Annotated in this window: 22 protein-coding genes and 3 tRNA genes; 14 read left to right on the plus strand and 11 right to left on the minus strand. The window is 56.4% G+C overall.

Annotation, left to right across the window (positions count from 1 at the left end; all coding sequences use genetic code 11):
* Window positions 1-13: 13 nt before the first annotated feature.
* A complete protein-coding gene (argA, locus tag F3J31_RS13770; protein WP_167213648.1) occupies window positions 14-1,345 on the minus strand; it encodes an amino-acid N-acetyltransferase in 1,332 nt (443 codons plus the stop codon).
* A gap of 227 nt (window positions 1,346-1,572) precedes the next feature.
* On the opposite strand from argA, the gene amiC reads away from it, so the two are divergent.
* Window positions 1,573-2,826 carry an N-acetylmuramoyl-L-alanine amidase AmiC gene (gene amiC, locus F3J31_RS13775; protein ID WP_021242006.1) on the plus strand — a complete coding sequence of 418 codons (1,254 nt, stop codon included), beginning with the start codon at window positions 1,573-1,575 and terminating at the stop codon, window positions 2,824-2,826.
* 87 nt (window positions 2,827-2,913) lie between these two features.
* Here amiC and F3J31_RS13780 read toward each other — a convergent pair.
* The 3 genes from F3J31_RS13780 to F3J31_RS13790 all read right to left on the minus strand — a co-directional run bounded on the left by F3J31_RS13780 (window position 2,914) and on the right by F3J31_RS13790 (window position 3,232).
* A tRNA-Met gene (locus tag F3J31_RS13780) sits at window positions 2,914-2,990 on the minus strand.
* Between the two features lie 44 nt (window positions 2,991-3,034).
* Window positions 3,035-3,111, minus strand: a tRNA-Met gene (locus tag F3J31_RS13785).
* Between the two features lie 44 nt (window positions 3,112-3,155).
* A tRNA-Met gene (locus tag F3J31_RS13790) sits at window positions 3,156-3,232 on the minus strand.
* Window positions 3,233-3,440: 208 nt separating this feature from the next.
* On the opposite strand from F3J31_RS13790, the gene mltA reads away from it, so the two are divergent.
* Window positions 3,441-4,538, plus strand: a complete 1,098-nt coding sequence (mltA, locus tag F3J31_RS13795; RefSeq protein ID WP_021241890.1) for a murein transglycosylase A — start codon at window positions 3,441-3,443, stop codon at window positions 4,536-4,538.
* A gap of 75 nt (window positions 4,539-4,613) precedes the next feature.
* Window positions 4,614-5,420 (plus strand): tRNA cyclic N6-threonylcarbamoyladenosine(37) synthase TcdA, encoded by an 807-nt coding sequence (tcdA, locus tag F3J31_RS13800; protein ID WP_006811804.1) that lies wholly within the window; start codon window positions 4,614-4,616, stop codon window positions 5,418-5,420.
* Here the strand turns inward: tcdA and csdE are convergent.
* Both csdE and csdA read right to left on the minus strand, forming a co-directional pair.
* Window positions 5,411-5,857, minus strand: a complete 447-nt coding sequence (gene csdE, locus F3J31_RS13805; RefSeq protein ID WP_045908462.1) for a cysteine desulfurase sulfur acceptor subunit CsdE — start codon at window positions 5,855-5,857, stop codon at window positions 5,411-5,413. The two genes, tcdA and csdE, sit on opposite strands and share 10 nt — an antisense overlap.
* Window positions 5,857-7,062, minus strand: a complete 1,206-nt coding sequence (gene csdA / locus F3J31_RS13810; protein ID WP_167213651.1) for a cysteine desulfurase CsdA — start codon at window positions 7,060-7,062, stop codon at window positions 5,857-5,859. The genes csdE and csdA overlap by 1 nt, the downstream gene beginning before the upstream one ends.
* Window positions 7,063-7,254: 192 nt before the next feature.
* Between csdA and F3J31_RS13815 the strand changes: the two genes are divergently transcribed.
* The 4 genes from F3J31_RS13815 to rlmM all read left to right on the plus strand — a co-directional run bounded on the left by F3J31_RS13815 (window position 7,255) and on the right by rlmM (window position 10,277).
* Complete coding sequence (locus F3J31_RS13815) at window positions 7,255-7,482, plus strand: YgdI/YgdR family lipoprotein (protein ID WP_008499648.1); 228 nt, start codon at window positions 7,255-7,257, stop codon at window positions 7,480-7,482.
* Between the two features lie 349 nt (window positions 7,483-7,831).
* Window positions 7,832-8,749 (plus strand): glycine cleavage system transcriptional regulator GcvA, encoded by a 918-nt coding sequence (gene gcvA / locus F3J31_RS13820; protein WP_008499647.1) that lies wholly within the window; start codon window positions 7,832-7,834, stop codon window positions 8,747-8,749.
* A gap of 39 nt (window positions 8,750-8,788) precedes the next feature.
* Window positions 8,789-9,184, plus strand: a complete 396-nt coding sequence (locus F3J31_RS13825) for a DUF423 domain-containing protein (RefSeq protein ID WP_008499646.1) — start codon at window positions 8,789-8,791, stop codon at window positions 9,182-9,184.
* A complete protein-coding gene (gene rlmM / locus F3J31_RS13830) occupies window positions 9,177-10,277 on the plus strand; it encodes a 23S rRNA (cytidine(2498)-2'-O)-methyltransferase RlmM (RefSeq protein WP_048029185.1) in 1,101 nt (366 codons plus the stop codon). The genes F3J31_RS13825 and rlmM overlap by 8 nt, the downstream gene beginning before the upstream one ends.
* A 62-nt stretch (window positions 10,278-10,339) precedes the next feature.
* Here rlmM and xni read toward each other — a convergent pair whose 3' ends face one another.
* The 5 genes from xni to queF form a co-directional block, all read right to left on the minus strand.
* Window positions 10,340-11,095, minus strand: a complete 756-nt coding sequence (gene xni / locus F3J31_RS13835; RefSeq protein ID WP_021241892.1) for a flap endonuclease Xni — start codon at window positions 11,093-11,095, stop codon at window positions 10,340-10,342.
* 112 nt (window positions 11,096-11,207) lie between these two features.
* Entirely contained in the window at window positions 11,208-12,575 is a 1,368-nt protein-coding gene (gene sdaB / locus F3J31_RS13840) for an L-serine ammonia-lyase II (protein WP_008499643.1), read from the minus strand.
* Window positions 12,576-12,640: 65 nt separating this feature from the next.
* Complete coding sequence (locus F3J31_RS13845) at window positions 12,641-13,936, minus strand: HAAAP family serine/threonine permease (RefSeq protein WP_045908466.1); 1,296 nt, start codon at window positions 13,934-13,936, stop codon at window positions 12,641-12,643.
* Between the two features lie 515 nt (window positions 13,937-14,451).
* On the minus strand, window positions 14,452-15,816 hold the full coding sequence (gene ppnN / locus F3J31_RS13850) for a nucleotide 5'-monophosphate nucleosidase PpnN (protein ID WP_008499641.1): 1,365 nt from the start codon (window positions 15,814-15,816) through the stop codon (window positions 14,452-14,454).
* 116 nt (window positions 15,817-15,932) lie between these two features.
* Entirely contained in the window at window positions 15,933-16,775 is an 843-nt protein-coding gene (gene queF / locus F3J31_RS13855; protein WP_021241894.1) for an NADPH-dependent 7-cyano-7-deazaguanine reductase QueF, read from the minus strand.
* A gap of 69 nt (window positions 16,776-16,844) precedes the next feature.
* On the opposite strand from queF, the gene syd reads away from it, so the two are divergent.
* The 7 genes from syd to gudD all read left to right on the plus strand — a co-directional run bounded on the left by syd (window position 16,845) and on the right by gudD (window position 23,977).
* On the plus strand, window positions 16,845-17,390 hold the full coding sequence (gene syd / locus F3J31_RS13860; RefSeq protein ID WP_045908467.1) for a SecY-interacting protein: 546 nt from the start codon (window positions 16,845-16,847) through the stop codon (window positions 17,388-17,390).
* Window positions 17,391-18,022: 632 nt separating this feature from the next.
* Window positions 18,023-18,352, plus strand: a complete 330-nt coding sequence (locus F3J31_RS13865; RefSeq protein ID WP_023309024.1) for a YqcC family protein — start codon at window positions 18,023-18,025, stop codon at window positions 18,350-18,352.
* A complete protein-coding gene (gene truC, locus F3J31_RS13870) occupies window positions 18,349-19,125 on the plus strand; it encodes a tRNA pseudouridine(65) synthase TruC (protein WP_167213654.1) in 777 nt (258 codons plus the stop codon). The genes F3J31_RS13865 and truC overlap by 4 nt, the downstream gene beginning before the upstream one ends.
* A 24-nt stretch (window positions 19,126-19,149) precedes the next feature.
* On the plus strand, window positions 19,150-19,599 hold the full coding sequence (locus F3J31_RS13875; protein WP_023294459.1) for a flavodoxin: 450 nt from the start codon (window positions 19,150-19,152) through the stop codon (window positions 19,597-19,599).
* A gap of 329 nt (window positions 19,600-19,928) precedes the next feature.
* Window positions 19,929-21,284, plus strand: a complete 1,356-nt coding sequence (gene gudP, locus F3J31_RS13880) for a galactarate/glucarate/glycerate transporter GudP (protein WP_032675441.1) — start codon at window positions 19,929-19,931, stop codon at window positions 21,282-21,284.
* Complete coding sequence (locus tag F3J31_RS13885) at window positions 21,284-22,624, plus strand: enolase C-terminal domain-like protein (protein WP_045908469.1); 1,341 nt, start codon at window positions 21,284-21,286, stop codon at window positions 22,622-22,624. The genes gudP and F3J31_RS13885 overlap by 1 nt, the downstream gene beginning before the upstream one ends.
* 12 nt (window positions 22,625-22,636) lie before the next feature.
* Window positions 22,637-23,977, plus strand: coding sequence for a glucarate dehydratase (gene gudD, locus F3J31_RS13890; protein ID WP_045908470.1), 1,341 nt, complete (start codon window positions 22,637-22,639; stop codon window positions 23,975-23,977).
* Window position 23,978 lies beyond the last annotated feature (1 nt).

The following is a 23,978-nucleotide window of genomic DNA, read 5'->3' on the forward strand; positions in this document are numbered from 1 at the left end:
TGAGGGCGTCGTATCATCCCAGGTCCGCCATCAGCACTTTTGAACGGCGCTGATAGTTGTACATCTCTTTCTTCGTTTCCGGCAGGGAATCAATATCCACCGGCGTGAAGCCGCGCTCCTGGAACCAGTGAATACTGCGCGTCGTCAGGACGAACAGCTTGCTCAGCCCCATCTGGCGCGCCTGTGCCGCCACGCGCTCAAGCAGCATTTCACCGCGTGAAGAGCTACGGTAATCAGGATGCACCGCCACGCAGGCCATTTCACCGATCTTCTCTTCCGGGAACGGATAGAGCGCGGCGCAGGCGATGGTCAGGTTATCGCGCTGAATAATGGTGAATTTGTCGATCTCCATCTCCAGCTGCTCGCGTGAACGACGCACCAGAATACCCTGCTGTTCCAGCGGGCGGATCAGTTCCAGAATACCGCCGATATCGTTGATGGTGGCGCGGCGTATCTGCTCCGCGCTCTCCATGACAATCTGCGTACCAATACCGTCGCGGGAGAACAACTCCTGCAGCAGGGCGCCATCTTCCTGATAGCTGATCAGGTGGCTACGGCGCACGCCGCTGCGGCAGGCCTTCACGGCGCCACGCAGGAAGCGGACGGTGCCGGAGTAGTAATCGCCTCCGGCTTCCAGCGCCTCCACGCGGGCCTGGGCTTCATTCGGGAAGAGTTCCGGCACGATCGTTCCTTCATCGTTCACGACGCCCTGAGAGGAACAGAACCCAATCATTTTTTCCGCCTTCAGCTTGATCGCCAGCTGCGTGGCGATCTCTTCTGAGGTGAGGTTAAAGCTTTCGCCGGTCACCGAAACGGCGACCGGGCCCATCAGGACGATGGCTCCGCTGTCCAGCTGGCGGTGTATGGCTTCTTCATCAATACGACGAATGCGGCCGCTGTGGCAGTAATCCACGCCATCGTCCACGCCGAGCGGCTGGGCAATGATGAAGTTGCCGCTCACGACATTGATATGCGCGCCCTGCAGCGGCGTGTTGTTAAGGCTCATGGACAGGCGAGCGGTAATATCCAGTTGCAGCAGACCTGCCGCCTGCTTCACCAGTTCAAGGGTTTTGGCATCGGTGACGCGGGTATGTTTGTGGTAAATCGGCTCGTGCTGGTGAGCGGCCAGGTTGGCGTCGATCTGCGGGCGCGCGCCATAGACCACCACCAGGCGGATCCCCAGGCTGTGCAGCAGGCCAATGTCATTGACGATGCTGGAAAAATTTTCATGCTCAATGGCTTCGCCGCCAAGCATGATGACAAACGTTTTTCCCCGATGGGCGTTGATATAGGGAACAGAATGGCGGAATCCCTGGACCAGTTCGGTTCTACGTTCCTTCACCATGGCACAACCCTTAATGAATGTTTATTCGTAATTTCTGTATTTTTATTCGATTGTGGCCGCGTGTGCAAGCGCAAATTTTCCGCGACCCACAGAAAATGATAAGTAATCCGTGCGTTAGCGTATGATTGTTTACCCTTTTATAGATGACAGTTTATGCGTCATTCGTTAAAGTTTTCGGTCAATCTGGACATTTTGTATATCAGTCAGTGTTCTTGCTCGGGAGAAGCATGTCGGGATCCAATTCAGCAATAAGCCGCCGCCGTTTGTTAAAAGGGGCCGGGGCAATGTGGTTGCTTAGCGTCAGTCAGGTCGGTCTTGCCGCCACCAGTCAGGTCGTGGCGGTGCGCGTCTGGCCATCGTCGACCTATACGCGCGTGACGGTCGAGTCCAATCGCGTGCTGAAATATAAGCAATTTGCCCTCAGCAACCCGGAACGTGTGGTGGTGGATCTCGAAGGCGTTAACCTCAACTCCGTGCTGAAAGGGATGGCGGCGCAGATCCGCGGCGACGATCCGTTTATTAAATCGGCGCGCGTCGGGCAGTTCGATCCGCAAACCGTGCGCATGGTGTTTGAACTGAAGCAGAACGTGAAGCCGCAGCTGTTTGCCCTGGCGCCTGTCGCGACGTTCAAAGAGCGCCTGGTCATGGATCTCTACCCGGCCAATGCGACGGATATTCAGGATCCGCTTCTTGCCCTGCTGGAAGATTACAACAAGGGCGATCTGCAGCGTCAGGTTCCGCCGGCGCAAAGCGGTCCGCAGCCGGGGAAAGCAGGGCGCGATCGTCCGATTGTGATCATGCTCGATCCAGGCCACGGCGGCGAAGACTCCGGCGCGGTGGGGAAATACCGCACGCGCGAAAAAGACGTGGTCCTGCAAATTGCCCGTCGTCTGAAGGCGTTGATTGATAAAGAAGGCAATATGCGCGCCTATATGACGCGCAATGAAGACGTCTTTATTCCGCTGAAGGTTCGGGTGGCGAAAGCGCAGAAGCAGCGCGCAGATTTGTTCGTCTCGATCCATGCGGATGCGTTTACCAGCCGTCAGCCAAGCGGCTCGTCGGTGTTTGCGCTCTCAACCAAAGGCGCAACCAGTACCGCCGCGCGATACCTGGCGGACACTCAGAACGCCTCGGACCTTATCGGTGGCGTGAGCAAAAGCGGCGATCGCTACGTCGACCACACCATGTTCGATATGGTGCAGTCGCTGACCATTAACGACAGCCTGAAGTTTGGTAAAGCGGTGCTGGGCAAGCTGGGCAACATCAATAAGCTGCATAAGAACAGCGTTGAACAGGCCGGATTTGCGGTACTCAAGGCGCCGGACATCCCGTCCATCCTGGTTGAAACCGCGTTTATCAGTAACGTGGAAGAGGAGCGTAAGCTCAAGACGGCAAAATTCCAGCAGGAAGTGGCGGAGTCGATTCTGGCAGGGATTCGTGCGTATTTCTCTGACGGGGCGACGCTGGCGCGGCGCGGGTAGATCTTTTGGCCGGGTTTACGCCCGGCAAATTCACAAACGACAGATACAAAAAAACACCCTTAAGGGTGTTTATTGTTTTAGAAGTGTTGGTTGCGGGGGCCGGATTTGAACCGACGACCTTCGGGTTATGAGCCCGACGAGCTACCAGGCTGCTCCACCCCGCGTCCGTCTTTCTACTCTTGTAGAAGCTTACTTCTTCAAATTTGATTGGTTGCGGGGGCCGGATTTGAACCGACGACCTTCGGGTTATGAGCCCGACGAGCTACCAGGCTGCTCCACCCCGCGTCCGTCTTTCTACTGTCGTAGAAGATACTTCATCAAATTTTAATTGGTTGCGGGGGCCGGATTTGAACCGACGACCTTCGGGTTATGAGCCCGACGAGCTACCAGGCTGCTCCACCCCGCGTCCGTGGATGCGCACTATACTCGGATAGGTTTGTGATGCAACCCCTTTTTCACATTTATCATGATTTTGTATGCAAATTGAACGACATGGCGCTGTTTGGACTATTTTTTGCGCAAAATTTGCCAAAGGGCATGCGATCGCATTTCATTAGCCCTGGCGGTTTGTTATCTTCATCACGCGGAAATGGGCAACTTAAAGACGAGACAGAATGAAAGGACGTTGGGCGAAGTATCTGATGGCGGGCGCAATGGTAGCGATTCTTGCGGCCTGTTCTTCCAAACCGACCGATCGCGGTCAACAGTATAAAGACGGGAAGTTATCCCAGCCTTTCTCTTTAGTTAATCAGCCTGATGCTGTCGGCGCACCGATTAATGCCGGTGATTTCTCCGAGCAGGTCTACCAGATCCGCAACGCGTCACCGCGTTTATATAGCGCACAGAATAACGTTTATAGCGCGGTACAGGACTGGCTGCGGGCGGGCGGCGATACGCGCAACATGCGCCAGTTTGGTATCGACGCCTGGCAGATGGAAGGGGCCGATAACTACGGCAACGTTCAGTTTACCGGCTACTACACCCCGGTTATCCAGGCGCGACACACGCGTCAGGGCGAATTCCAGTATCCTATCTACCGTATGCCGCCAAAACGCGGTCGTCTGCCGTCGCGCGCCGAAATCTACGCCGGTGCGCTGAGTGAAAATTACGTTCTGGCCTACAGCAATTCCCTGATGGATAACTTCATCATGGACGTTCAGGGCAGCGGCTACATTGATTTTGGCGACGGTTCACCGCTTAACTTCTTCAGCTATTCCGGTAAAAACGGCCACGCCTATCGCAGTATTGGCAAGGTGCTGATCGACCGCGGCGAAGTGAAGAAAGAAGACATGTCGATGCAGGCGATCCGCGAGTGGGGCGAAAAGCACAGCGAAGCCGAGGTGCGTGAGCTGCTGGAGCAGAACCCGTCGTTTGTCTTCTTTAAACCGCAAAACTTCGCGCCGGTGAAAGGGGCGAGTGCGGTACCGCTGATTGGCCGTGCGTCGGTGGCATCGGATCGTTCGATTATTCCTGCGGGCACCACGCTGCTGGCAGAGGTCCCGCTGCTGGACAACAATGGCAAGTTCAACGGCCAGTATGAGCTGCGTCTGATGGTGGCGCTGGACGTCGGCGGCGCGATCAAAGGTCAGCACTTCGATATCTATCAGGGCATTGGCCCGGATGCAGGCCACCGTGCAGGCTGGTATAACCACTACGGACGCGTGTGGGTACTGAAGGCCGCACCGGGTGCCGGAAACGTATTCAGCGGCTGATTGTGGTATTCTGAGCGCAATACGGATTACTGTTCAGGGTGAGGAGAACCTCACCCTTTTTACATCTGAGGTGTTATGTCTGTGGTAATCAGCGATGCCTGGCGCCAGCGTTTTGGCGGCACGGCACGTCTCTATGGTGAAAAAGCCCTGCAGCTGTTTGCGGATGCGCATGTCTGCGTCGTGGGCATTGGTGGTGTGGGGTCGTGGGCCGCAGAAGCGCTGGCGAGAACCGGTATTGGCGCAATCACGCTGATTGATATGGATGACGTGTGCGTCACCAACACCAACCGTCAAATCCACGCCCTGCGTGATAACGTCGGCCTGGCAAAATCTGAGGTCATGGCGGAGCGCATCCGTTTGATCAACCCGGAGTGCCGCGTGACGGTGATCGACGACTTTGTGACGGCAGATAACGTCGCGGAGTACATGAGCAAAGGCTACAGCTATGTGATTGACGCCATCGACAGCGTGCGTCCAAAAGCCGCGCTGATCGCCTACTGTCGTCGTTACAAGGTCCCACTGGTGACGACCGGCGGCGCGGGCGGGCAAATCGATCCGACGCAGATCCAGGTGGCCGATCTGGCGAAAACCATTCAGGATCCTCTTGCCGCCAAGCTGCGTGAACGCCTGAAAAGCGACTTTAATGTTGTGAAAAACAGCAAAGGCAAGCTGGGCGTTGACTGCGTGTTCTCGACCGAAGCGCTGGTCTACCCGCAGGCGGATGGCTCCGTGTGTGCGATGAAAAGCACGGCGGAAGGGCCAAAAAGAATGGATTGTGCCTCAGGCTTTGGCGCGGCCACCATGGTGACCGCTTCCTTCGGCTTTGTGGCGGTGTCTCACGCCCTGAAGAAGATGATGGCGAAGGCGGAACGTCAGGCTTGAGCCTGACGGGCGGCGTCCAGTACCGCGTCGCTGAGCGCGATCAACCCCTGACCGCGCGAGGCGCTGAGCTGCGCGCGCAGCCCCAGCTCATCAAATAACGCCAGCGGCGAGTGCGCCAGCAGTTCCGCCGCGCTTTTCCCTTCCACTGCCGTCAACAATACGGCCAGCAGGCCCCGGACGATGCGGCCTTCACTGTCGCCGAAGAAGTGCAGTTTCTCGCCGGAAACGCTTACGCCCAGCCAGACGCGGTTTTCACAGCCAGCGATCTCTTTCGCCTGCGCCTTGAGATCGTCAGAGAGGGTCGGTAATTGCTTACCAAGAAGAATCAGCTGGCGATATTTATCTTCCCACTGTGAAAGCGGGGCAAAGGTCTGTTTTAACGTCTCTTCAGTGATGACGGTGCCAAACGGATGTCCGGCTAAAGCAGCGTGAGTCATTAATCCACCAGTATTTCAAGCGCGCGGTCAACGGCAGCGACCAGCGCGTCAACATCGCTTTGTGTGTTATAGGGCGCGAACGAGGCACGCAGCGTACCGCTCACGCCGAGCGCCGCCAGCAGCGGCTGCGCGCAGTGCTGCCCGGCGCGCAGGGCGATGCCATACCCGGCCAGCAGCGTCACCATGTCGCTGTGATGCACACCCGTAAAATCAAAGGCGAGCAGGCTTGAGTCCTGAACGCGGAACGAGCGGAAACCCGGGCGCTTCTTCAGTTCTTCCTCTGCCAGCGTCGCCAGTCCCCGGCTCCAGCTTTCAGCCTGAACAACGTCTGTTTCTTCCAGCCACTCCAGCGCCGCGCTTAGGCCAATGACACCCGCCACGTTCGGCGTACCGGCTTCCAGGCGGTAAGGTACATCCTGCGTTTTGAAACCGTCAAAAGTCACTTCGGTGATCATCTTGCCGCCCCCGAGCCACGGCGTCATTTTTGCCAGCAGTTCCGGCTTGCCGTACAACGCCCCTATACCGGTTGGTCCGTAGAGCTTGTGCCCTGAGAAGGCATAGAAGTCGATATCCAGCGCTTGTACGTCGGCCGGGAAGTGCACCACGCCCTGCGCGCCGTCGACCATCACCACCATCCCGCTGGCATGGGCTACCCGAATAGCCTGAGCCAGGTCCGGGCAACCACCGGTAACGTTGGACATCTGTCCGAGCGCCAGAATGCGGCTGCGGGGGGTAATCAACTCGGGGAGACGGGCCACATCGGGCAGAAGGTCTGCGCCAAGCGGAAGCTTCACCACGCGTGCACCCGTTTGTTCGGCCACCATCAGCCACGGCACCAGGTTGGCGTGATGTTCCGCCTCGCTGACGACGATCTCATCGCCCGGCTGAAGCAGCGGGCGCGCGTAGCACTGGGCCACCATATTGATGGCCTCGGTGGTGCCGCGCGTCCAGACGATGCTCTTCCCGCTTTCGGCATTGATCAGGTGCGCAACCCGATCGCGCGCCGCTTCATAGCGCGCGGTTAATCGCTGCGCTTCGGCAAACTGGCTGCGATGCACGTTCCCGGCGCTCAGGCTGTAGAACTGCTGCGTGGCGTCAATGACCGCCTGTGGCTTGAGGGCGGTGGCGGCACTGTCCAGATAAATACCGGCATCGGCCAGCGCCGGAAACTGTGCGCGGAACTGCGCAGGACTGAAAGCGTTCATGGGATTCCTCATTTCAATATCACGATCGTCGCGCAATTTCAGCGGCAGGGCAAGGAGGTTGATATCTATCGGAATTGTCTGCTTATCCTGATGACCCCAAAAAAGCAGGTTATGCTAAATAGTGTTAGGCGGATGTTTTAGCCTGTTATAAATCGAGGTTTGAATAGCATTAATTGCTAAAGGAGAATAATCATGAATAAGACAGCTGCAATCATCTCTGCCTGTGCGTTTACTTTTGCCCTGAGCGCCTGTTCCGGTAACAACTACGTGATGCACACCAACGATGGTCGTTCCATCGTTTCGGAAGGGAAACCGACAACCGATAACGATACCGGGATGATTTCGTACAAAGATGCTAACGGGAACAAGCAGCAGATCAACCGCACGGACGTGAAAGAGATGAAAGAGATCGAGCATTAACCGATCGCAGGCGAAAAAAAAGCACCGCAAATTGGCGGTGCTACATTAATCACTATGGACAGACAGGGTAAATGTACAGGAAGTGAAAAATTGGTAGCGTTGCTACCGTGGTCTGAATCGCAGACCAATTGCAAACACAACAACACAACATCACAACCGTAAGCCAAAAGCCCTTCAGAACACGCATTCCGAAAAAAGCTCTTCGTTCCGGCTCAGGAAGTGCCGCCACTATAGGTATTTGCTGGTAGTTCCTCAACGGACAAATTATAATGGCTCAGATAAAAAAAACTAATAGGTTAAACGTTGTTTCCTATTTGTTAAATTCCGTTAACATCTAAGCCAGATAACCATGTCAAAGCGATTGCCCCCCCTCAACGCATTACGTGTTTTTGATGCAGCAGCACGTCACCTGAGCTTCACCCGCGCAGCCGATGAGCTTTTTGTGACACAGGCCGCAGTAAGTCACCAAATCAAGTCTCTGGAGGATTTTCTGGGCCTTAAGCTGTTTCGTCGACGCAACCGCTCGTTGCTGTTGACCGAAGAGGGGCAGAGCTATTTTCAGGATATTAAAGAGATTTTTTCGCAGCTCACTGAAGCCACGCGTAAGCTACAGGCCCGCAGTGCAAAAGGTGCCCTGACTGTCAGTTTATTGCCCAGTTTTGCCATTCAGTGGCTGGTGCCAAGACTCTCAAGCTTTAACTCAGCTTATCCGGGGATAGACGTTCGAATCCAGGCCGTGGATCGTCAGGAAGACAAGCTGGCCGATGACGTGGACGTCGCGATTTTTTATGGTCGCGGTAACTGGCCGGGCTTGCGTGTTGAGAAATTATACGCAGAATATCTCCTGCCGGTCTGTTCTCCCCTGCTGTTAACGGGCGACAAGGCGCTGAAGTCCCCCGCTGACCTGGCGCAGCATACGCTTTTACATGATGCCTCTCGACGCGACTGGCAAACTTATACCCGTCAATTAGGTCTTACTCATATAAACGTGCAGCAGGGACCCATCTTTAGCCACAGCGCGATGGTGTTACAGGCTGCCATTCACGGGCAGGGCGTGGCGTTGGCGAATAACGTCATGGCGCAGTCCGAAATTGAGGCAGGTCGCCTGGTCTGCCCTTTTAATGATGTACTGGTCAGCAAGAATGCGTTTTATCTGGTTTGTCATGACAGTCAGGCAGAACTGGGTAAAATAGCCGCCTTCCGGCAGTGGATACTGGCGAAAGCGGCAAGCGAGCAAGAAAAATTCCGCTTCAGGTATGAACAATAACGTTTGTGTGCCGGGCACGCATTAATTCAGGACTTAAACATGACCAGCCGATTCATGCTGATTTTTGCCGCGGTGAGTGGCTTTATTTTTGTTGCACTGGGCGCCTTCGGCGCACATGTCTTAAGCAAGTCGTTGGGCGCTGTAGAGATGGGCTGGATCCAGACCGGCCTTGAATATCAGGCGTTCCATACACTGGCGATCTTTGGGCTGGCGGTGGCGATGCAGCGCCGTATCAGCATCTGGTTTTACTGGAGCAGCGTCTTCCTGGCGCTGGGCACGGTGCTTTTTAGCGGCAGCCTCTACTGTCTGGCACTTTCGCATTTACGCCTGTGGGCGTTTGTTACACCTGTCGGCGGCGTCAGCTTCCTGGCGGGTTGGGTATTAATGTTTATCGGAGCTATCCGTCTGAAACGCAAGGGCGTTGTTCATGAATAAGGTTGTTTTATATTGTCGCCCGGGGTTTGAGAAAGAGTGCGCCGCGGAAATTACCGATAAAGCGGCGAAGCGCGAAATCTTCGGCTTTGCTCGTGTAAAAGAAAACGCGGGCTACGTGGTTTTTGAATGCTATCAGCCTGAAGATGCGGATAAGCTGGCACGCGAGCTGCCGTTCAGCTCGCTGATCTTTGCGCGCCAGATGTTTGTCGCGGGTGAGCTGCTGAAGGATCTTCCCCCGGAAGACCGCATCACCCCCATTGTCGGCATGCTGCAGGGCGTGGTGGAGAAGGGCGGCGATCTGCGCGTTGAAGTGGCGGATACCAACGAAAGTAAAGAGCTGATGAAGTTCTGCCGTAAGTTCACCGTTCCGCTGCGTGCGGCGCTGCGTGATGCGGGCGTGCTGACGAACTACGAAACGCCGAAGCGTCCGGTGGTGCATATCTTCTTTATCGCACCGGGCTGCTGCTATACGGGCTATTCGTACACCACCAACAACTCTCCTTTCTTTATGGGCATCCCGCGTCTGCGCTTTCCGGCCGATGCGCCAAGCCGTTCCACGCTCAAGCTGGAAGAGGCGTTCCACGTCTTTATCCCGGCGGATGAGTGGGATGAGCGTCTGGCAAACGGCATGTACGCCGTCGATCTCGGCGCGTGCCCGGGCGGCTGGACCTATCAGCTGGTGAAACGCAACATGTGGGTATCGTCCGTCGATAACGGTCCGATGGCGCAAAGCCTGATGGACACCGGGCAGGTCACCTGGTTGCGTGAAGACGGCTTCCGCTATCGCCCGAACCGTAACAACATCTCATGGATGGTGTGCGACATGGTTGAGAAACCGGCGAAAGTGGCCGCGCTGATGGCCTCCTGGCTGGTAAACGGCTGGTGTCGCGAGACCATTTTCAACCTCAAGCTGCCGATGAAAAAGCGCTATGAGGAAGTGTCGCAGAACCTGGCCTACATTCAGGAGCAGATGGACGAACACGGGATTAATGTGGAGATCCAGGCGCGTCAGCTGTATCACGACCGCGAAGAGGTGACGGTGCATATTCGTCGCTGGTGGGCGGCCGTAGGCGGGCGTCGCGACGAGCGCTAATACGTGCTTTGTTTTGCCCGGTGGCGCTGCGCTCACCGGGCCTACAAAACCGTGTCGTCGTTTTAACGTTCTAACCTTAACTGCTGTAAATTCCCGTCCAGCTGTAAATCCGTCTGTAGCGTTGCGATTTCCCGGCAGATAAACGCCATCTCTTTATGCGCCTCCAGCTTCTTGCGCCATTTTTCTGGCACCTCATCCAGACGGGCGTAAATGCCTTCCAGACTCTGAAAATCGGTCAGCAACTGCGCGGCGCTCTTCGGCCCAATCCCGGCCACTCCCGGTACTTTAGAACTGCTGATCCCTGCCAGGCCCCAGTAATCCGGCAGTTGCTCAGGCGATACGCCAAATTCGCTGGCAATGAACGGCGCATCCAGCCAGCGTTTTTGAAAATAGTCGCGAATGCGGATAGTGGGGGAGAGCAGCTGGCAGTAGCCTTTGTCCGTTGAAACGATCGTGGCCTGATGCCCGGCACTCGCCACCTTTACGGCCAGGGTGGCCGCGAGATCGTCGGCTTCATTTCCCTGTGCGCCCCAGCAGGGGACGCCCCGCTGTTCAAATGCGGCGCGCAGCATGGGCAATTCGGCGTGAAGATCGTCCGGCATCGGTGCGCGTCCTGCTTTGTAGTCGGGCAGACGCTGGTGCCGCCAGCCCGTATTTCGGGCTTCGTCATCAAATACCGCGACCGCATGGGTGGGTTCACTGTGGCGGATAAGCTGTTCCAGCGCGTGCAGGCAGGTGTCTTTACAAGGCGTCCCCTGTACCGCATGGATACGGCGAATCAGGTTAAGTGCATCGACGATAAGTAAATGAACGGCCACAGATAATCTCCCTTCTATCTAATACAAGAAGGGTAACACTGTCAGTAGCATGAAACTATGAATGGTGGGGAAAACAGGAAGAAGCCTCGCAAAACGAGGCTTCCTGAGAGGCTTAATCGCAGGTTACGATCTTCATCGCCAGGCCGCCGCGAGAGGTTTCGCGGTATTTGGCGTTCATATCTTTACCGGTTTCGTACATGGTCTCGATAACCTTATCGAGACAGACGCGCGGTTCGCTGGTGCGGCGCAGCGCCATACGCGCCGCGTTCACCGCCTTCACGGAGGCAATCGCGTTACGCTCGATACACGGAACCTGTACCTGGCCGGCAACCGGGTCACAGGTCAGCCCCAGGTTGTGTTCCATGCCGATTTCCGCAGCAATGCACACCTGCGCCGGGCTTGCGCCCAAGAGCTCCGCCAGACCGGCTGCCGCCATGGAGCACGCCACGCCGACTTCACCCTGACAGCCTACTTCCGCACCGGAAATGGAGGCGTTCATCTTATACAGAGAACCAATCGCACTGGCCACCAGCAGGTAGCGCGCCAGCGAGTTCGCATTCACTTCACGGATAAACTTGTCGTAGTACGCCAGTACCGCCGGAACGATGCCGCAGGCACCGTTGGTCGGCGCGGTGACCACACGGCCCCCTGCGGCGTTTTCTTCGTTTACCGCCAGGGCGAACATGTTGATCCAGTCCACCACGGCCATCGGGTCCGTTGTCGTTTTGTCGGTGCTCACCAGCATACGGCGCAGCGCTGCCGCACGACGCGGTACGCGAAGCTTGCCCGGCAGAACGCCTTCGGTGGTGATCCCGCGCTCAATACCGCCGCGCATCACGTCCCAGACGTTAGCGAAGTGCTGTTCCAGCTCCTCTTTGCTGTGCAGCGCCAGCTCGTTTTTCATCATCAGACCGGAGAGGGAAAGGCCCGTCTCCTGGCAGTGGCGCTGGAGGTCTGCCGCCGTTTTGTACGGATACGGCACCTCGACAGAGGAAGTGCTGGTTTGACCAAAGTGGTCTTCGTCGACGATAAAACCGCCGCCGATAGAGTAATAAGTCTGGCTGTATACCGCTTTGTCGCCGGCCAGCGCGGTGATGCGCATACCGTTTTCGTGCAGCGACAGGTTGTCCGCATGGAAATTCATGCAATGGTCAACCGGGAATTCAACCTCATGCTCGCCGTTCGCCAGCAGCAGGCGCCCGTGGGTGTTCACGTCCTGGATAAAGCCAGGGATCGCATCAATATCAACGGTGTCCGGCAGGTTTCCCGCCAGGCCCATGATAATGGCGATATCGGTGTGGTGGCCTTTCCCGGTCAGGGAAAGCGAGCCGTATACATCGACAACCACGCGGGTGATGTCGTGCAAGATGCCGCGTGCAATCAAGTCATCCGTGAACTGCTTACCGGCTTTCATCGGTCCGACGGTGTGAGAGCTGGAAGGACCAATACCGATTTTGAAAATATCGAATACGCTAATCATGATGCGTCCATTGCTTTCAGTCAGAGAGGAGGGAGTGCGCCGTCCGGGGACGGCGCGGGTGAGAATCAGAACATGGTGTACAGGGAGTAGAAGATCGCAGAGATAGCGATAAGCCCCATGATAACCACAAAGACGTTGCTGACATGACCGCTGTACTTACGCATAGCCGGGACTTTCTGAATCGCGTACATCGGCATCAGGAACAGAATCATCGCGATTACCGGGCCGCCCAGGGTTTCAATCATGCCCAGGATGCTTGGGTTCAGCGTCGCTACCGCCCAGGTGGTGAGCAGCATGAACAGTGCAGTGATTTTGTTCAGCTTGTTGATTTCAATGCTCTTGCCTTTACCGCGCAGAGATTTAATCACCATACCGTTGAAGCCTTCACGTGCGCCCAGGTAGTGGCCCAGGAAGGATTTGGTGATGGCGATCATCGCGATGATCGGTGCCATCCACGCAATCAGCGGTGCGTTAAAGTGGTTCGCCAGGTAAGACAGAATAGAGATGTTCTGCTCTTTCGCTGCCGCCAGGTCCGCCGGGGAGAGGCTCAGTACGCAGCTGAAGACGAAGAACATAACGGTCAGCACCATCATGACGTGAGCGCGTGCCAGAATGCTGGAGCACTTCTTCTCTGCGCCATCACCGTACTCTTCACGTTTCGCCACGGCGAAAGAGGAGATGATAGGAGAGTGGTTGAAGGAGAAGACCATTACCGGGATCGCCAGCCACAGGGTCATCAGCAGGCCGTTACCGGTCGCAGACGCGCTGCTCAGGGACAGGGTTTCCAGCGCTGCACCGTTCCACTGTGGGATCAGGTAGCAGGCCAGCAGCATCAGTGCGGCCACAAACGGGAACACCAGTACGCTCATCGCTTTCACAATCATCTGCTCACCGAAGCGCACGATGGTCATCATGCCGACAATCAGGATCAGAGACAGGATGGCACGCGGTGGCGGCGTCATGTGCAGCTGGTGCAGCATGAAGCTTTCAACGGTGTTGGTGATCGCCACGCTGTAAACCAGCAGGATAGGGTAAATCGCGAAGAAGTAGAGCAGGGTAATCAGTTTACCTGCGCCCACGCCGAAATGCTCTTCAACCACTTCAGTGATGTCTTCACCCGGGTTTTTACCGGACAGCACGAAGCGGGTCAGACCGCGGTGTGCAAAGAAGGTCATCGGGAAAGCAATGATAGCCATAATGATCAGCGGGATCAGACCGCCGACGCCTGCGTTGATAGGAAGGAACAGTACACCAGCGCCGATTGCCGTGCCGTAAAGGCCAAGCATCCACATGGTATCCGTTTTGCGCCAACCACTTCGGGATTCAATCGAAGCAACGGTGCTGGTTTGAGTGGTTTCCATCTGTATCTCCTGGAGGAAGCGAATTGTCAGGTTTTTAGTCAAATCCGATGAAAAAGTGCCTGACGGTAATATGAAATTCGTTCAGTGACGGTTTTTTAATAATTTTTGCCCGTAACTATTGGCGGGCGGAAAGATACATTCTAGTTATGAATCTATCAGTGATCGTGATCCCAAATGCAATAATCCACTTATGATGTGGGCATCTTTAGACCATTTATCTGTTAAAAAAACATCAAAGAGAATTTACGGGCGCGAAGGCTACCACCAACGACATGTGCGCTGAAAGACCGCCCCGTGATATAGGTGTCTTTCGCTGTAAAGAAATGGGTTTTTAGTATTTTCTGGCAGGTAATTTGGATTAAGGCTGATAATTTACGGTTGCAAAATGCAGGTAATCGTTTGCGTATGTGACAACTTTGTAAAAGATATAAGTGATGCCTATGAATTACATCAGGAATAAAAAAAGCCGGGACGCGCAACAGGGCGCCCCGGCTTTGATGAGATATCGCTAAGCGTTAGGTGCAGATTTCGTAGCAAGGAATATAGGCTGAGCCCGGCAGCTTCATGCGGTGCTGGGCGACAAAGCCCTGAAGCATGTCATCCATACGGCGCATCATCTCCGGATCGCCGTGGATCTTGTACGGACCGTACTGCTCAATGGCGCGGATACCGACCTCTTTGACGTTGCCCGCCACAATCCCGGAGAAGGCGCGACGCAGATCGGCGGCCAGGACTTCCACCGGCTGATCCGGGTAGAGTTTCAGGTTCGCCATGTTCTCGTGTGAAGGCTCGAACGGGATCTGCAGATCCGGTGCAATGCGGATTGACCAGTTAAAGCTGTAGGCATCCCCGGTATCGCGACGGTTCTCTTTCACCAGCGGCATCGCTTTTTTCATCTGGCGCGCCACTTCCGCAGCATCGTCGATGATGATGCGATAGTGACGACGCGCGGCTTCACCCAGCGTGTGCACGATAAACTCGTCCAGCACGCGGAAGTAGTCGGCGCTCTCTTTTGGCCCGGTCAGGATCAGCGGCAGAACCTGATCTTTGTTGGCCGGGTTCATCAGAATACCCAGCAGATAGAGCAGCTCTTCCGCTGTCCCCACGCCGCCCGGGAAGATGATGATGCCGTGGGCGATACGGACAAACGCTTCAAGACGTTTCTCAATATCCGGCATGATAATCAGTTCGTTAACCAGCGGGTTAGGTGGCTCTGCGGCGATGATGGACGGCTCGGTCATGCCGATAAACCGTCCCTCTTTGTAGCGCTGCTGCGCGTGACCCACTGCGGCACCTTTCATTGGCGCTTCCATCGCACCCGGACCACACCCGGTACAGATATTGAGTTCGCGCAGGCCAAGCTGGGTGCCCACCCGACGCGCATAAAGGTATTCGGTTTCGTTAATGGAGTGACCGCCCCAGCAGACGACCATGTTCGGCGCTTCACCCACGTGCAGGGCACGGGCGTTGCGCAAAATGGAGAACACCAGGTTGGTGATATGGACCGAGCTTTCCAGATCGAGATGCTGGAAACGGCCTGCGTTGTGGATCTGCCCGTTAACAAACAGGATGTCACGCAGCACGGCAAACAGGTTAGCCTGAAGGGAACGGATGATGCGTCCGTCGACAAACGCCTCTTCCGGCGGGTTGATGACTTCAAGCTTCACGCCGCGCTCGCGGCGCAGCACGTTGATATCAAAGCTTTCGAAGCGGGACAGCAGTTCTTTACTGTTATCTGTCAGGCTTCCGGAGTTCAGAACGGCAAGTGAACAGTTACGAAACAGTTGATAAAGATCGCTGCTGGCCGTGCGTTTAAGCATGTCCACTTCCAGCTGCGACAACATATCCATTGAGCCAAGCGGGCTAATATGTGTAATCAAGTGAGCTCCTTACGGGACGATTATCGTCTTTCCCTGTTGATTACAATAGCCCTGGCGCGTGACGTTTCACAACCTAAAGCGCGGAAGATACCGCGCATATTGTGAAAATATTTATATTACTGACGCACCAGTCGGCCCGTCGCCGGCACAAAATCGGTATTGGTGCGCCACGGGTTAATGTCCAGACCGCCGCGGCGGGTGTAGCGCGCGTAAACGCTCAATTTTTCTGGCTGGCAGAAGCGCTGAATATCGCTAAAGATGCGCTCCACGCACTGCTCGTGGAATTCATTGTGATGGCGGAACGACACCAGGTAGCGCAGCAGCTTCTCCCGGTCAATTTTCGGGCCTCGGTACTGGATCTGCACCGAGCCCCAGTCCGGCTGATGCGTGATCAGACAGTTGGATTTCAGCAGATGGCTGACCAGCGTCTCTTCGACCACCTTGCCGCTTGCCGCGTTTTCGAGGTAGTCCGCGCTGAATTCATAATTCTCCACCTCGATGTCCTGATCGTCGATGCAGGTTCCGTTGAAGTGGGCGACCGGCTGGCCTTCCAGCTCGTGCAGGCGATAGAGTGAGACGCTCACCTTTCCCTGCGCGCAGGCGCTTAAATCACGTTCCAGGGTGTGCTGAACGTCGTCCCAGCTGTTGAATTTGGTCTGGTTAAAGCTGTTGAGATAGAGCTTAAAGCTTTTCGACTCGACGAGATTCACGCTGGCGTAGTCCAGCTCAACGTGACCCACCGCCACCTGCGGCAGGCCGCGCGCGTTGAGCCACGAGAGTTCGTACAGCGTCCAGATATCGCCCCCCACGAACGGCAGGGCGTCCGCGTGCAGTCCCAGAGGATCGCGGTTCAGGCTACGCGGCACGCCCTGCAGCAGGCTTGCATCGTAGGTATCGCGGTAATCGGTCGATTTACCCAGCGTTAAGCCGGTTAACGCCTGATGATTTTCGTAAGACATGTTTCATAGCCACTTTACAGGTACACTTATGGCCTGAGTTTATCCTGTCTGACAAGAAGAGAGAAATCGGTGGACATCGAAACTGCAAATGCCCTCACTACCTTTACGACCCGCTACTGCGATGCATGGCATGAAAAGCAGGGCACGTGGCCGCAAAGTGCTGATTTATATGGCGTCCCTTCGCCGTGCATTATCTCTTCGCTTGACGATTACGTGATCTGGCAGCCGAAGCCGAATACCGGCGAGCAGAATGTAAATGCGGTTGAACGGGCAATGGACATTGTGGTACAACCAGCGGTTCATGCGTTTTATGCCACGCAGTTTGCAGGGGATATGCCTGCGCGCTTTGCGGACATGACGCTGACGCTGTTGCAGACCTGGAGCGAAGACGATCTGCAGCGTGTTCAGGAAAACCTGATCGGTCATCTGGTCACGCAAAAGCGCCTTAAGCTTTCTCCGACGCTCTTTATCGCCACGCTGGACAGCGAGCTGGACGTTATCTCCGTCTGTAACCTGTCAGGTGAAGTGATTAAAGAGACTATCGGTACCCGCAATCGCGAGACTCTCGCCCCCTCTCTTGCGGATTTCCTCACCCGACTTGAGCCCCTTCTGTAATCCATGCTGCTACAGCGCGTGTGAGAGATCTCTTACAAGGTTTGTGAGAGATCGCTGGAACATTCAGTATTACCTCATTAAATTCAGATTAATATCACTCTATTTTTCAATGGATTAGTTGTTCATCCTATTATTTTTAGGGAGTCCCGGCGTCTTACAACGCTGGCTGAGTGGGTTGTAAGACGAAGCGGAATAGCGGATTCTATCTCCGTCGACAGGAAGCCGACACGAGAAACGAACATCAGGATGATGGCGTTTCTCACACAGGACTCGTCAGGATGGCGCTGCAGGAAGGCTTCAGGATGAAGCAAAGTGGATAACGCAGGATGCGTAAGGGACACCTCCAGGAAGGAGAACGAGAGCCGGTCAGGATGGTCGGTGGGTCAGGAAGGCCAGGACGTTTCAGGATGAAACAAACACGTCAGGAAGATGTGTGCAGGATGCGAAAGGTAGACGGATGACCAGGCCTTCGGGCTTCAGGAAAAGTTGTCACGGATGAGCAGGGAGCACGAATTGTAGCTGGAATGCTGCGGAACGAACCGGGAGCACTGTTTTTACAGTGCTCCCTTTTTTTATTTCTGCCTTTCGCAATGCTATGCTGCGCGCCGTTCACATTTTCAGTTGAGGTTACTATGACGCAACACGATAGCGTTCGTGCTCAGTTGCACGCCATCGAAGCCCTTTTGCGCCAACATCAGCTGTGGCAGGAGACCGCGCCGCAGCCAGAAGCGTTCGCCAGCACCCAGCCCTTCTGCCTGGATACGCTGGCCCCGTTTGAGTGGCTGCAGTGGGTGTTAATTCCGCGCATGCACGCCCTGCTTGAGGGGGGGCACCCCTTGCCGCAGGCGTTTGCTGTCTCTCCCTATTATGAAATGGCGCTCGAAGCGACGCACCCTGCGCGCGACGTCATGCTGGTCGAACTGGAAAAACTGGATGCCCTGTTTGCCGGTGAAGATGCATGACGCTTGAGATCCTCTATCAGGACGAGTGGCTGGTGGCGGTGAATAAACCGTCAGGTTGGCTGGTGCACCGCAGCTGGCTGGATCGCGACGAGAAAGTGGTGGTGATGCAGACCGTTCGCGACCAGATTGGTCAGCATGTATTTACCGCCCATCGCCTCGACCGGCCGACCTCCGGCGTGCTGCTGATGGGGCTTTCCAGCGAAGCTGGCCGTCTGCTGGCGCAGCAGTTCGAACAGCACCAGATCCAGAAGCGCTACCACGCGGTCGTGCGTGGCTGGCTGACCGAGTCTGCCACCCTGGACTACCAGCTGGTGGAGGAACTGGACAAAATCGCCGATAAATTTGCCCGCGATGATAAAGGCCCGCAGCCCGCCGTGACGGATTATCGCGGCATGGCGACGACGGAAATGCCGGTGGCCACCAGCAAATTTCCGACCACACGCTACAGCCTGGTTGAGCTTCTGCCCAAAACCGGGCGTAAGCACCAGCTGCGACGCCATCTTGCGCATCTGCGCCACCCGATTATTGGCGACAGCAAACACGGTGATTTGCGCCAGAACCGCAGCGCGGCCGAGCACTTTGGCTGCCATCGTCTGATGTTACACGCAAGCGAGCTCAGCCTGACGCACCCGTTTACCGGCGAGCCGCTGACTATCCGTGCGGGGCTGGACGACGTCTGGATGCAGGCGCTGTCACAGTTTGGCTGGCTCGGACAACTCCCCGAAAATGAAAGGGTTGAGTTTGTATCGGGCAACGTTCAGGATGAAGAGTAAGCGCATTCAATATGGGAAAATAGCATGGCTGAAGTAGGCATTTTTGTCGGCACAATGTACGGCAACTCGCTGCTGGTCGCGGAAGAGGCGGAGGCGATTCTGGCAAGCCAGGGCCATAAAGCCACGGTCTATGAAGATCCGGAGCTGGCGGACTGGGAAAAGTATAAAGATAAATACATTCTGGTGGTGACCTCCACCACCGGGCAGGGCGATCTGCCGGACAGCATCGTGCCGCTGTTCCAGGGCATTAAAGACCAGCTTGGCTATCAGCCAGATGTTCACTACGGCATCATCGCCCTCGGCGATAGCTCTTACGCAAACTTCTGCGGCGGCGGCAAGCAGTTCGATGCGCTCCTGCAGGAGCAGAGCGCCCAGCGCGTGGGCGAGATGCTGCTGATTGATGCGGGTGAGCACCCGGAGCCAGAAAGCGAATCAAACCCGTGGGTGGAGAACTGGGCCTCACTTCTCAAATAACACTCTGCCCGGCGGCGCTTCGCTTGCGCGGGCCTACGGGTTTTCCAGGCCGGGTCAGGCGTAGCCGCCACCCGGCATTACCCCCCCCAACGCCATTTCCGTGAACCACCTTCCACTCCTCTGGGCTTATGCCCTAAACAACCTCCCTCACACCCTTTAATACTGTGTTTTTGCACGGTGAGGTGAAGAGGCACTCCTTCATATACTTTTCCGGTCACGATAAAACGGCTTCAGGCCGTACCAAAACGACAAAATCAATCTCATTCTGCTTACCCTACCGGTGCTGTACAGAATGAACCAGGCGAAAGCTATGTTTCAGGAGTGCAACAATGAGTTCATTAAGCCACGCAGCGAGCAGCGCTGAAAAGCGCACCAATGCCCGCTACTGGATAGTGGTGATGCTGTTTATCGTCACGTCCTTTAACTATGGTGACCGCGCCACACTGTCGATTGCCGGCTCGGAAATGGCAAAAGATATCGGCCTCGATCCCGTGGGCATGGGTTACGTTTTCTCCGCCTTCTCGTGGGCCTACGTCATCGGGCAAATTCCTGGCGGCTGGCTGCTGGACCGCTTTGGCTCTAAACGGGTTTATTTCTGGTCCATCTTCATCTGGTCTGCCTTTACCCTGCTGCAGGGTTTCGTCGATATCTTCAGCGGCTTCGGCATTATCGTGGCGCTCTTCACGCTGCGCTTCCTGGTGGGGTTAGCGGAAGCGCCTTCCTTCCCGGGCAACAGCCGCATTGTGGCGGCCTGGTTCCCGGCGCAGGAGAGGGGAACGGCGGTAGCGATTTTTAACTCCGCACAGTACTTCGCGACGGTGATCTTTGCGCCCATTATGGGCTGGCTGACCCATGAGGTGGGCTGGTCGCACGTGTTCTTCTTTATGGGCGGACTCGGGATCGTCATCAGCTTTATCTGGCTGAAAGTGATCCACGAACCCAACCAGCATCCTGGCGTAAACAAAAAAGAGCTGGAGTACATTGCAGAAGGCGGTGCGCTGATCAACATGGATCAGAAATCCTCGACGGCGAAAGTCCCGTTCAGCCAGAAATGGGCGCAGATCAGGCAGCTCGTCGGTTCGCGCATGATGATCGGGATCTATCTGGGCCAGTACTGTATCAACGCCTTGACCTACTTTTTCATCACCTGGTTCCCGGTTTACCTGGTGCAGGCACGCGGCATGTCGATTCTGAAAGCGGGGTTTGTCGCCTCGGTTCCGGCCATCTGCGGCTTCGTGGGAGGCGTGCTCGGCGGGGTCATTTCCGACTGGCTGATGCGCCGCACCGGTTCCCTGAACATCGCGCGTAAAACGCCTATCGTGCTCGGCATGCTGCTCTCCATGACCATGGTGTTCTGTAACTACGTCAATGCCGAGTGGATGATTATCGGCTTTATGGCGATGGCCTTCTTCGGCAAAGGCATTGGCGCGCTGGGCTGGGCGGTGATGGCGGATACGGCCCCGAAAGAGATCAGCGGCCTGAGCGGCGGTCTGTTCAACATGTTTGGCAATATCTCCGGGATTGTTACACCCATCGCTATCGGCTACATCGTCGGCACCACCGGATCGTTCAACGGTGCGCTAATCTACGTGGGTGTGCATGCGCTGGTGGCGGTGCTGAGTTACCTGGTGCTGGTGGGGGATATCAAACGCGTCGAACTTAAACCTGTTGCGGAGCGTGGCTGATGACAACGCAATCGAGCCCAACCATCACTGAGATGAAGGTCATCCCGGTGGCCGGGCAGGACAGCATGCTGCTCAATATTGGCGGTGCGCATAACGCCTGGTTTACCCGTAATATCGTCGTGCTGAAAGACAGCGCAGGAAATACCGGCGTGGGCGAGGCGCCAGGCGGAGAGGTGATTTACCAGACGCTGGTCGATGCCATTCCGCAGGTCGTGGGGCAGGAGATTGCCCGCCTGAACAAGGTGGTTCAGCGGGTGCATAAGGGCAATCAGTCGGCAGACTTTGAGACGTTCGGAAAAGGTGCCTGGACGTTTGAACTGCGCGTCAACGCGGTTGCCGCCCTGGAAGCGGCTCTGCTTGATTTACTGGGGAAGGCGCTCAATGTCCCGGTCTGCGAACTGCTGGGGCCCGGCAAACAGCGCGATGCGGTCACCGTGCTGGGCTATCTGTTCTACGTTGGCGATCGCAATAAAACCGATCTCCCCTATCTGGCCCGAACCGCGGGCGACCACGACTGGTATCAGTTGCGCCACCAGGAGGCGCTCTCCAGCGACGCGGTGGTGCGGCTGGCCGAGGCGGCGCAGGATCGCTACGGCTTCAAGGATTTCAAGCTGAAGGGCGGCGTACTGCCCGGCGAGCAGGAGATTGAAACGGCCCGGGCGCTGAAAAGGCGCTTCCCGGATGCACGGATCACCGTCGATCCCAACGGCGCATGGCTGCTGGATGAAGCCATTAGCCTGTGCAAAGGGCTGGGGGATGTCCTGACCTATGCGGAAGACCCCTGTGGCGCGGAGCAGGGCTTCTCGGGCCGCGAAGTGATGGCCGAGTTCCGTCGTGCCACCGGGCTGCCGGTGGCGACCAATATGATCGCCACGAACTGGCGCGAAATGGGTCACGCAGTGATGCTGAACGCCGTCGACATACCGCTGGCGGACCCGCACTTCTGGACGCTTTCCGGCGCAGTGCGCGTGGCCCAGCTGTGCGATGACTGGGGGCTCACCTGGGGCTGTCACTCGAACAATCACTTTGATATTTCGCTGGCGATGTTTACCCACGTTGGCGCCGCAGCGCCGGGTAACCCGACCGCCATCGACACCCACTGGATTTGGCAGGAAGGGGAAGCCCGCCTGACGAAAAATCCGCTGGAAATCACAGAGGGCAAAATTGCCGTACCGGATGCGCCGGGCCTGGGCGTGGAGCTGGACTGGGATCGGATCCAGAAAGCCCATGAGGCGTATAAAAAATTGCCGGGCGGCGCGCGTAACGACGCGGGCCCGATGCAGTACCTTATTCCCGGCTGGACATTTGACCGTAAGCGCCCTGTTTTCGGACGTCACTGATAAAAGGATTGAATGATGAGTACTTTTTCTACCCCTGTCGTCACCGCCATGCAGATCGTTCCGGTTGCGGGCCATGACAGCATGTTGATGAACCTGAGCGGCGCGCACGCGCCGTTCTTTACCCGCAACATTGTCATTATCAAAGACAATGCTGGCCATACCGGCGTGGGCGAAATTCCGGGCGGGGAGAAGATCCGCAAAACCCTGGAAGAGGCCATTCCGCTGGTGGTGGGCAAAACGCTGGGCGAATACAAAAATGTCCTCAACACCGTGCGCAATACCTTTGCCGATCGCGATGCCGGGGGCCGGGGCCTGCAGACCTTCGATCTGCGCACCACTATCCACGTGGTGACCGGAATTGAAGCCGCGATGCTGGATCTGCTGGGTCAGCATCTGGGCGTTAACGTTGCGTCGCTGCTGGGCGAGGGGCAGCAGCGCAGCGAAGTGGAAATGCTGGGCTATCTGTTCTTTGTCGGCGACCGCAAGCTGACGCCACTGCCGTACCAGAGCCAGCCCGAAGAACAATGCGACTGGTACCGGCTTCGTCACGACGAGGCAATGACCCCGGATGCGGTGGTGCGCCTGGCGGAAGCCGCTTACGAGAAATATGGCTTCAACGATTTTAAACTGAAGGGCGGCGTGCTGGCCGGTGAAGAAGAGGCGGAAGCCATCACCGCGCTGGCAAAACGCTTCCCGCAGGCGCGCGTGACGCTGGATCCGAACGGCGCCTGGTCGCTTGATGAAGCGATCGCGATCGGCAAGCAGCTGAAAGGCGTGCTGGCGTATGCGGAAGATCCATGCGGCGCTGAACAAGGCTTCTCTGGCCGTGAAGTGATGGCGGAATTCCGTCGCGCTACAGGGCTGCCAACCGCGACCAATATGATTGCTACCGACTGGCGTCAGATGGGGCATACCTTATCCCTCCAGTCAGTCGACATTCCGCTGGCTGACCCGCACTTCTGGACGATGCAGGGCTCGGTGCGTGTGGCACAGATGTGCCATGAGTTTGGCCTGACCTGGGGTTCGCACTCCAACAACCACTTCGATATCTCTCTGGCGATGTTCACGCACGTCGCCGCCGCCGCGCCGGGCACCATCACCGCTATCGACACCCACTGGATCTGGCAGGAAGGTAATCAGCGTCTGACTAAGCAGCCGTTTGAGATCAAAGGTGGCATGGTGCAGGTGCCTTCCACGCCGGGGCTGGGGGTTGAGCTGGATATGGACCAGGTCATGAAGGCCCATGAGTTGTATCAGAAACACGGTCTGGGCGCGCGCGACGATGCGATGGCGATGCAGTATTTGATCCCGGACTGGACATTCGACAATAAACGTCCGTGCATGGTACGATAAA

The organism is Enterobacter sp. Acro-832, assembly GCF_011752745.1.
GTDB lineage: Bacteria > Pseudomonadota > Gammaproteobacteria > Enterobacterales > Enterobacteriaceae > Enterobacter > Enterobacter quasiroggenkampii.

Coding starts and splice junctions, on each gene's coding strand:
- queF (WP_021241894.1), bottom strand. CDS start 16,775: ATGTCTTACGAAAATCATCAGGCGTTAACCGGCTTAACGCTGGGTAAA.
- F3J31_RS13825 (WP_008499646.1), top strand. CDS start 8,789: ATGACCAGCCGATTCATGCTGATTTTTGCCGCGGTGAGTGGCTTTATT.
- F3J31_RS13845 (WP_045908466.1), bottom strand. CDS start 13,936: ATGGAAACCACTCAAACCAGCACCGTTGCTTCGATTGAATCCCGAAGT.
- gcvA (WP_008499647.1), top strand. CDS start 7,832: ATGTCAAAGCGATTGCCCCCCCTCAACGCATTACGTGTTTTTGATGCA.
- amiC (WP_021242006.1), top strand. CDS start 1,573: ATGTCGGGATCCAATTCAGCAATAAGCCGCCGCCGTTTGTTAAAAGGG.
- tcdA (WP_006811804.1), top strand. CDS start 4,614: ATGTCTGTGGTAATCAGCGATGCCTGGCGCCAGCGTTTTGGCGGCACG.
- csdE (WP_045908462.1), bottom strand. CDS start 5,857: ATGACTCACGCTGCTTTAGCCGGACATCCGTTTGGCACCGTCATCACT.
- argA (WP_167213648.1), bottom strand. CDS start 1,345: ATGGTGAAGGAACGTAGAACCGAACTGGTCCAGGGATTCCGCCATTCT.
- csdA (WP_167213651.1), bottom strand. CDS start 7,062: ATGAACGCTTTCAGTCCTGCGCAGTTCCGCGCACAGTTTCCGGCGCTG.
- F3J31_RS13875 (WP_023294459.1), top strand. CDS start 19,150: ATGGCTGAAGTAGGCATTTTTGTCGGCACAATGTACGGCAACTCGCTG.
- truC (WP_167213654.1), top strand. CDS start 18,349: ATGACGCTTGAGATCCTCTATCAGGACGAGTGGCTGGTGGCGGTGAAT.
- F3J31_RS13865 (WP_023309024.1), top strand. CDS start 18,023: ATGACGCAACACGATAGCGTTCGTGCTCAGTTGCACGCCATCGAAGCC.
- mltA (WP_021241890.1), top strand. CDS start 3,441: ATGAAAGGACGTTGGGCGAAGTATCTGATGGCGGGCGCAATGGTAGCG.
- sdaB (WP_008499643.1), bottom strand. CDS start 12,575: ATGATTAGCGTATTCGATATTTTCAAAATCGGTATTGGTCCTTCCAGC.
- rlmM (WP_048029185.1), top strand. CDS start 9,177: ATGAATAAGGTTGTTTTATATTGTCGCCCGGGGTTTGAGAAAGAGTGC.
- F3J31_RS13815 (WP_008499648.1), top strand. CDS start 7,255: ATGAATAAGACAGCTGCAATCATCTCTGCCTGTGCGTTTACTTTTGCC.
- F3J31_RS13885 (WP_045908469.1), top strand. CDS start 21,284: ATGACAACGCAATCGAGCCCAACCATCACTGAGATGAAGGTCATCCCG.
- gudD (WP_045908470.1), top strand. CDS start 22,637: ATGATGAGTACTTTTTCTACCCCTGTCGTCACCGCCATGCAGATCGTT.
- gudP (WP_032675441.1), top strand. CDS start 19,929: ATGAGTTCATTAAGCCACGCAGCGAGCAGCGCTGAAAAGCGCACCAAT.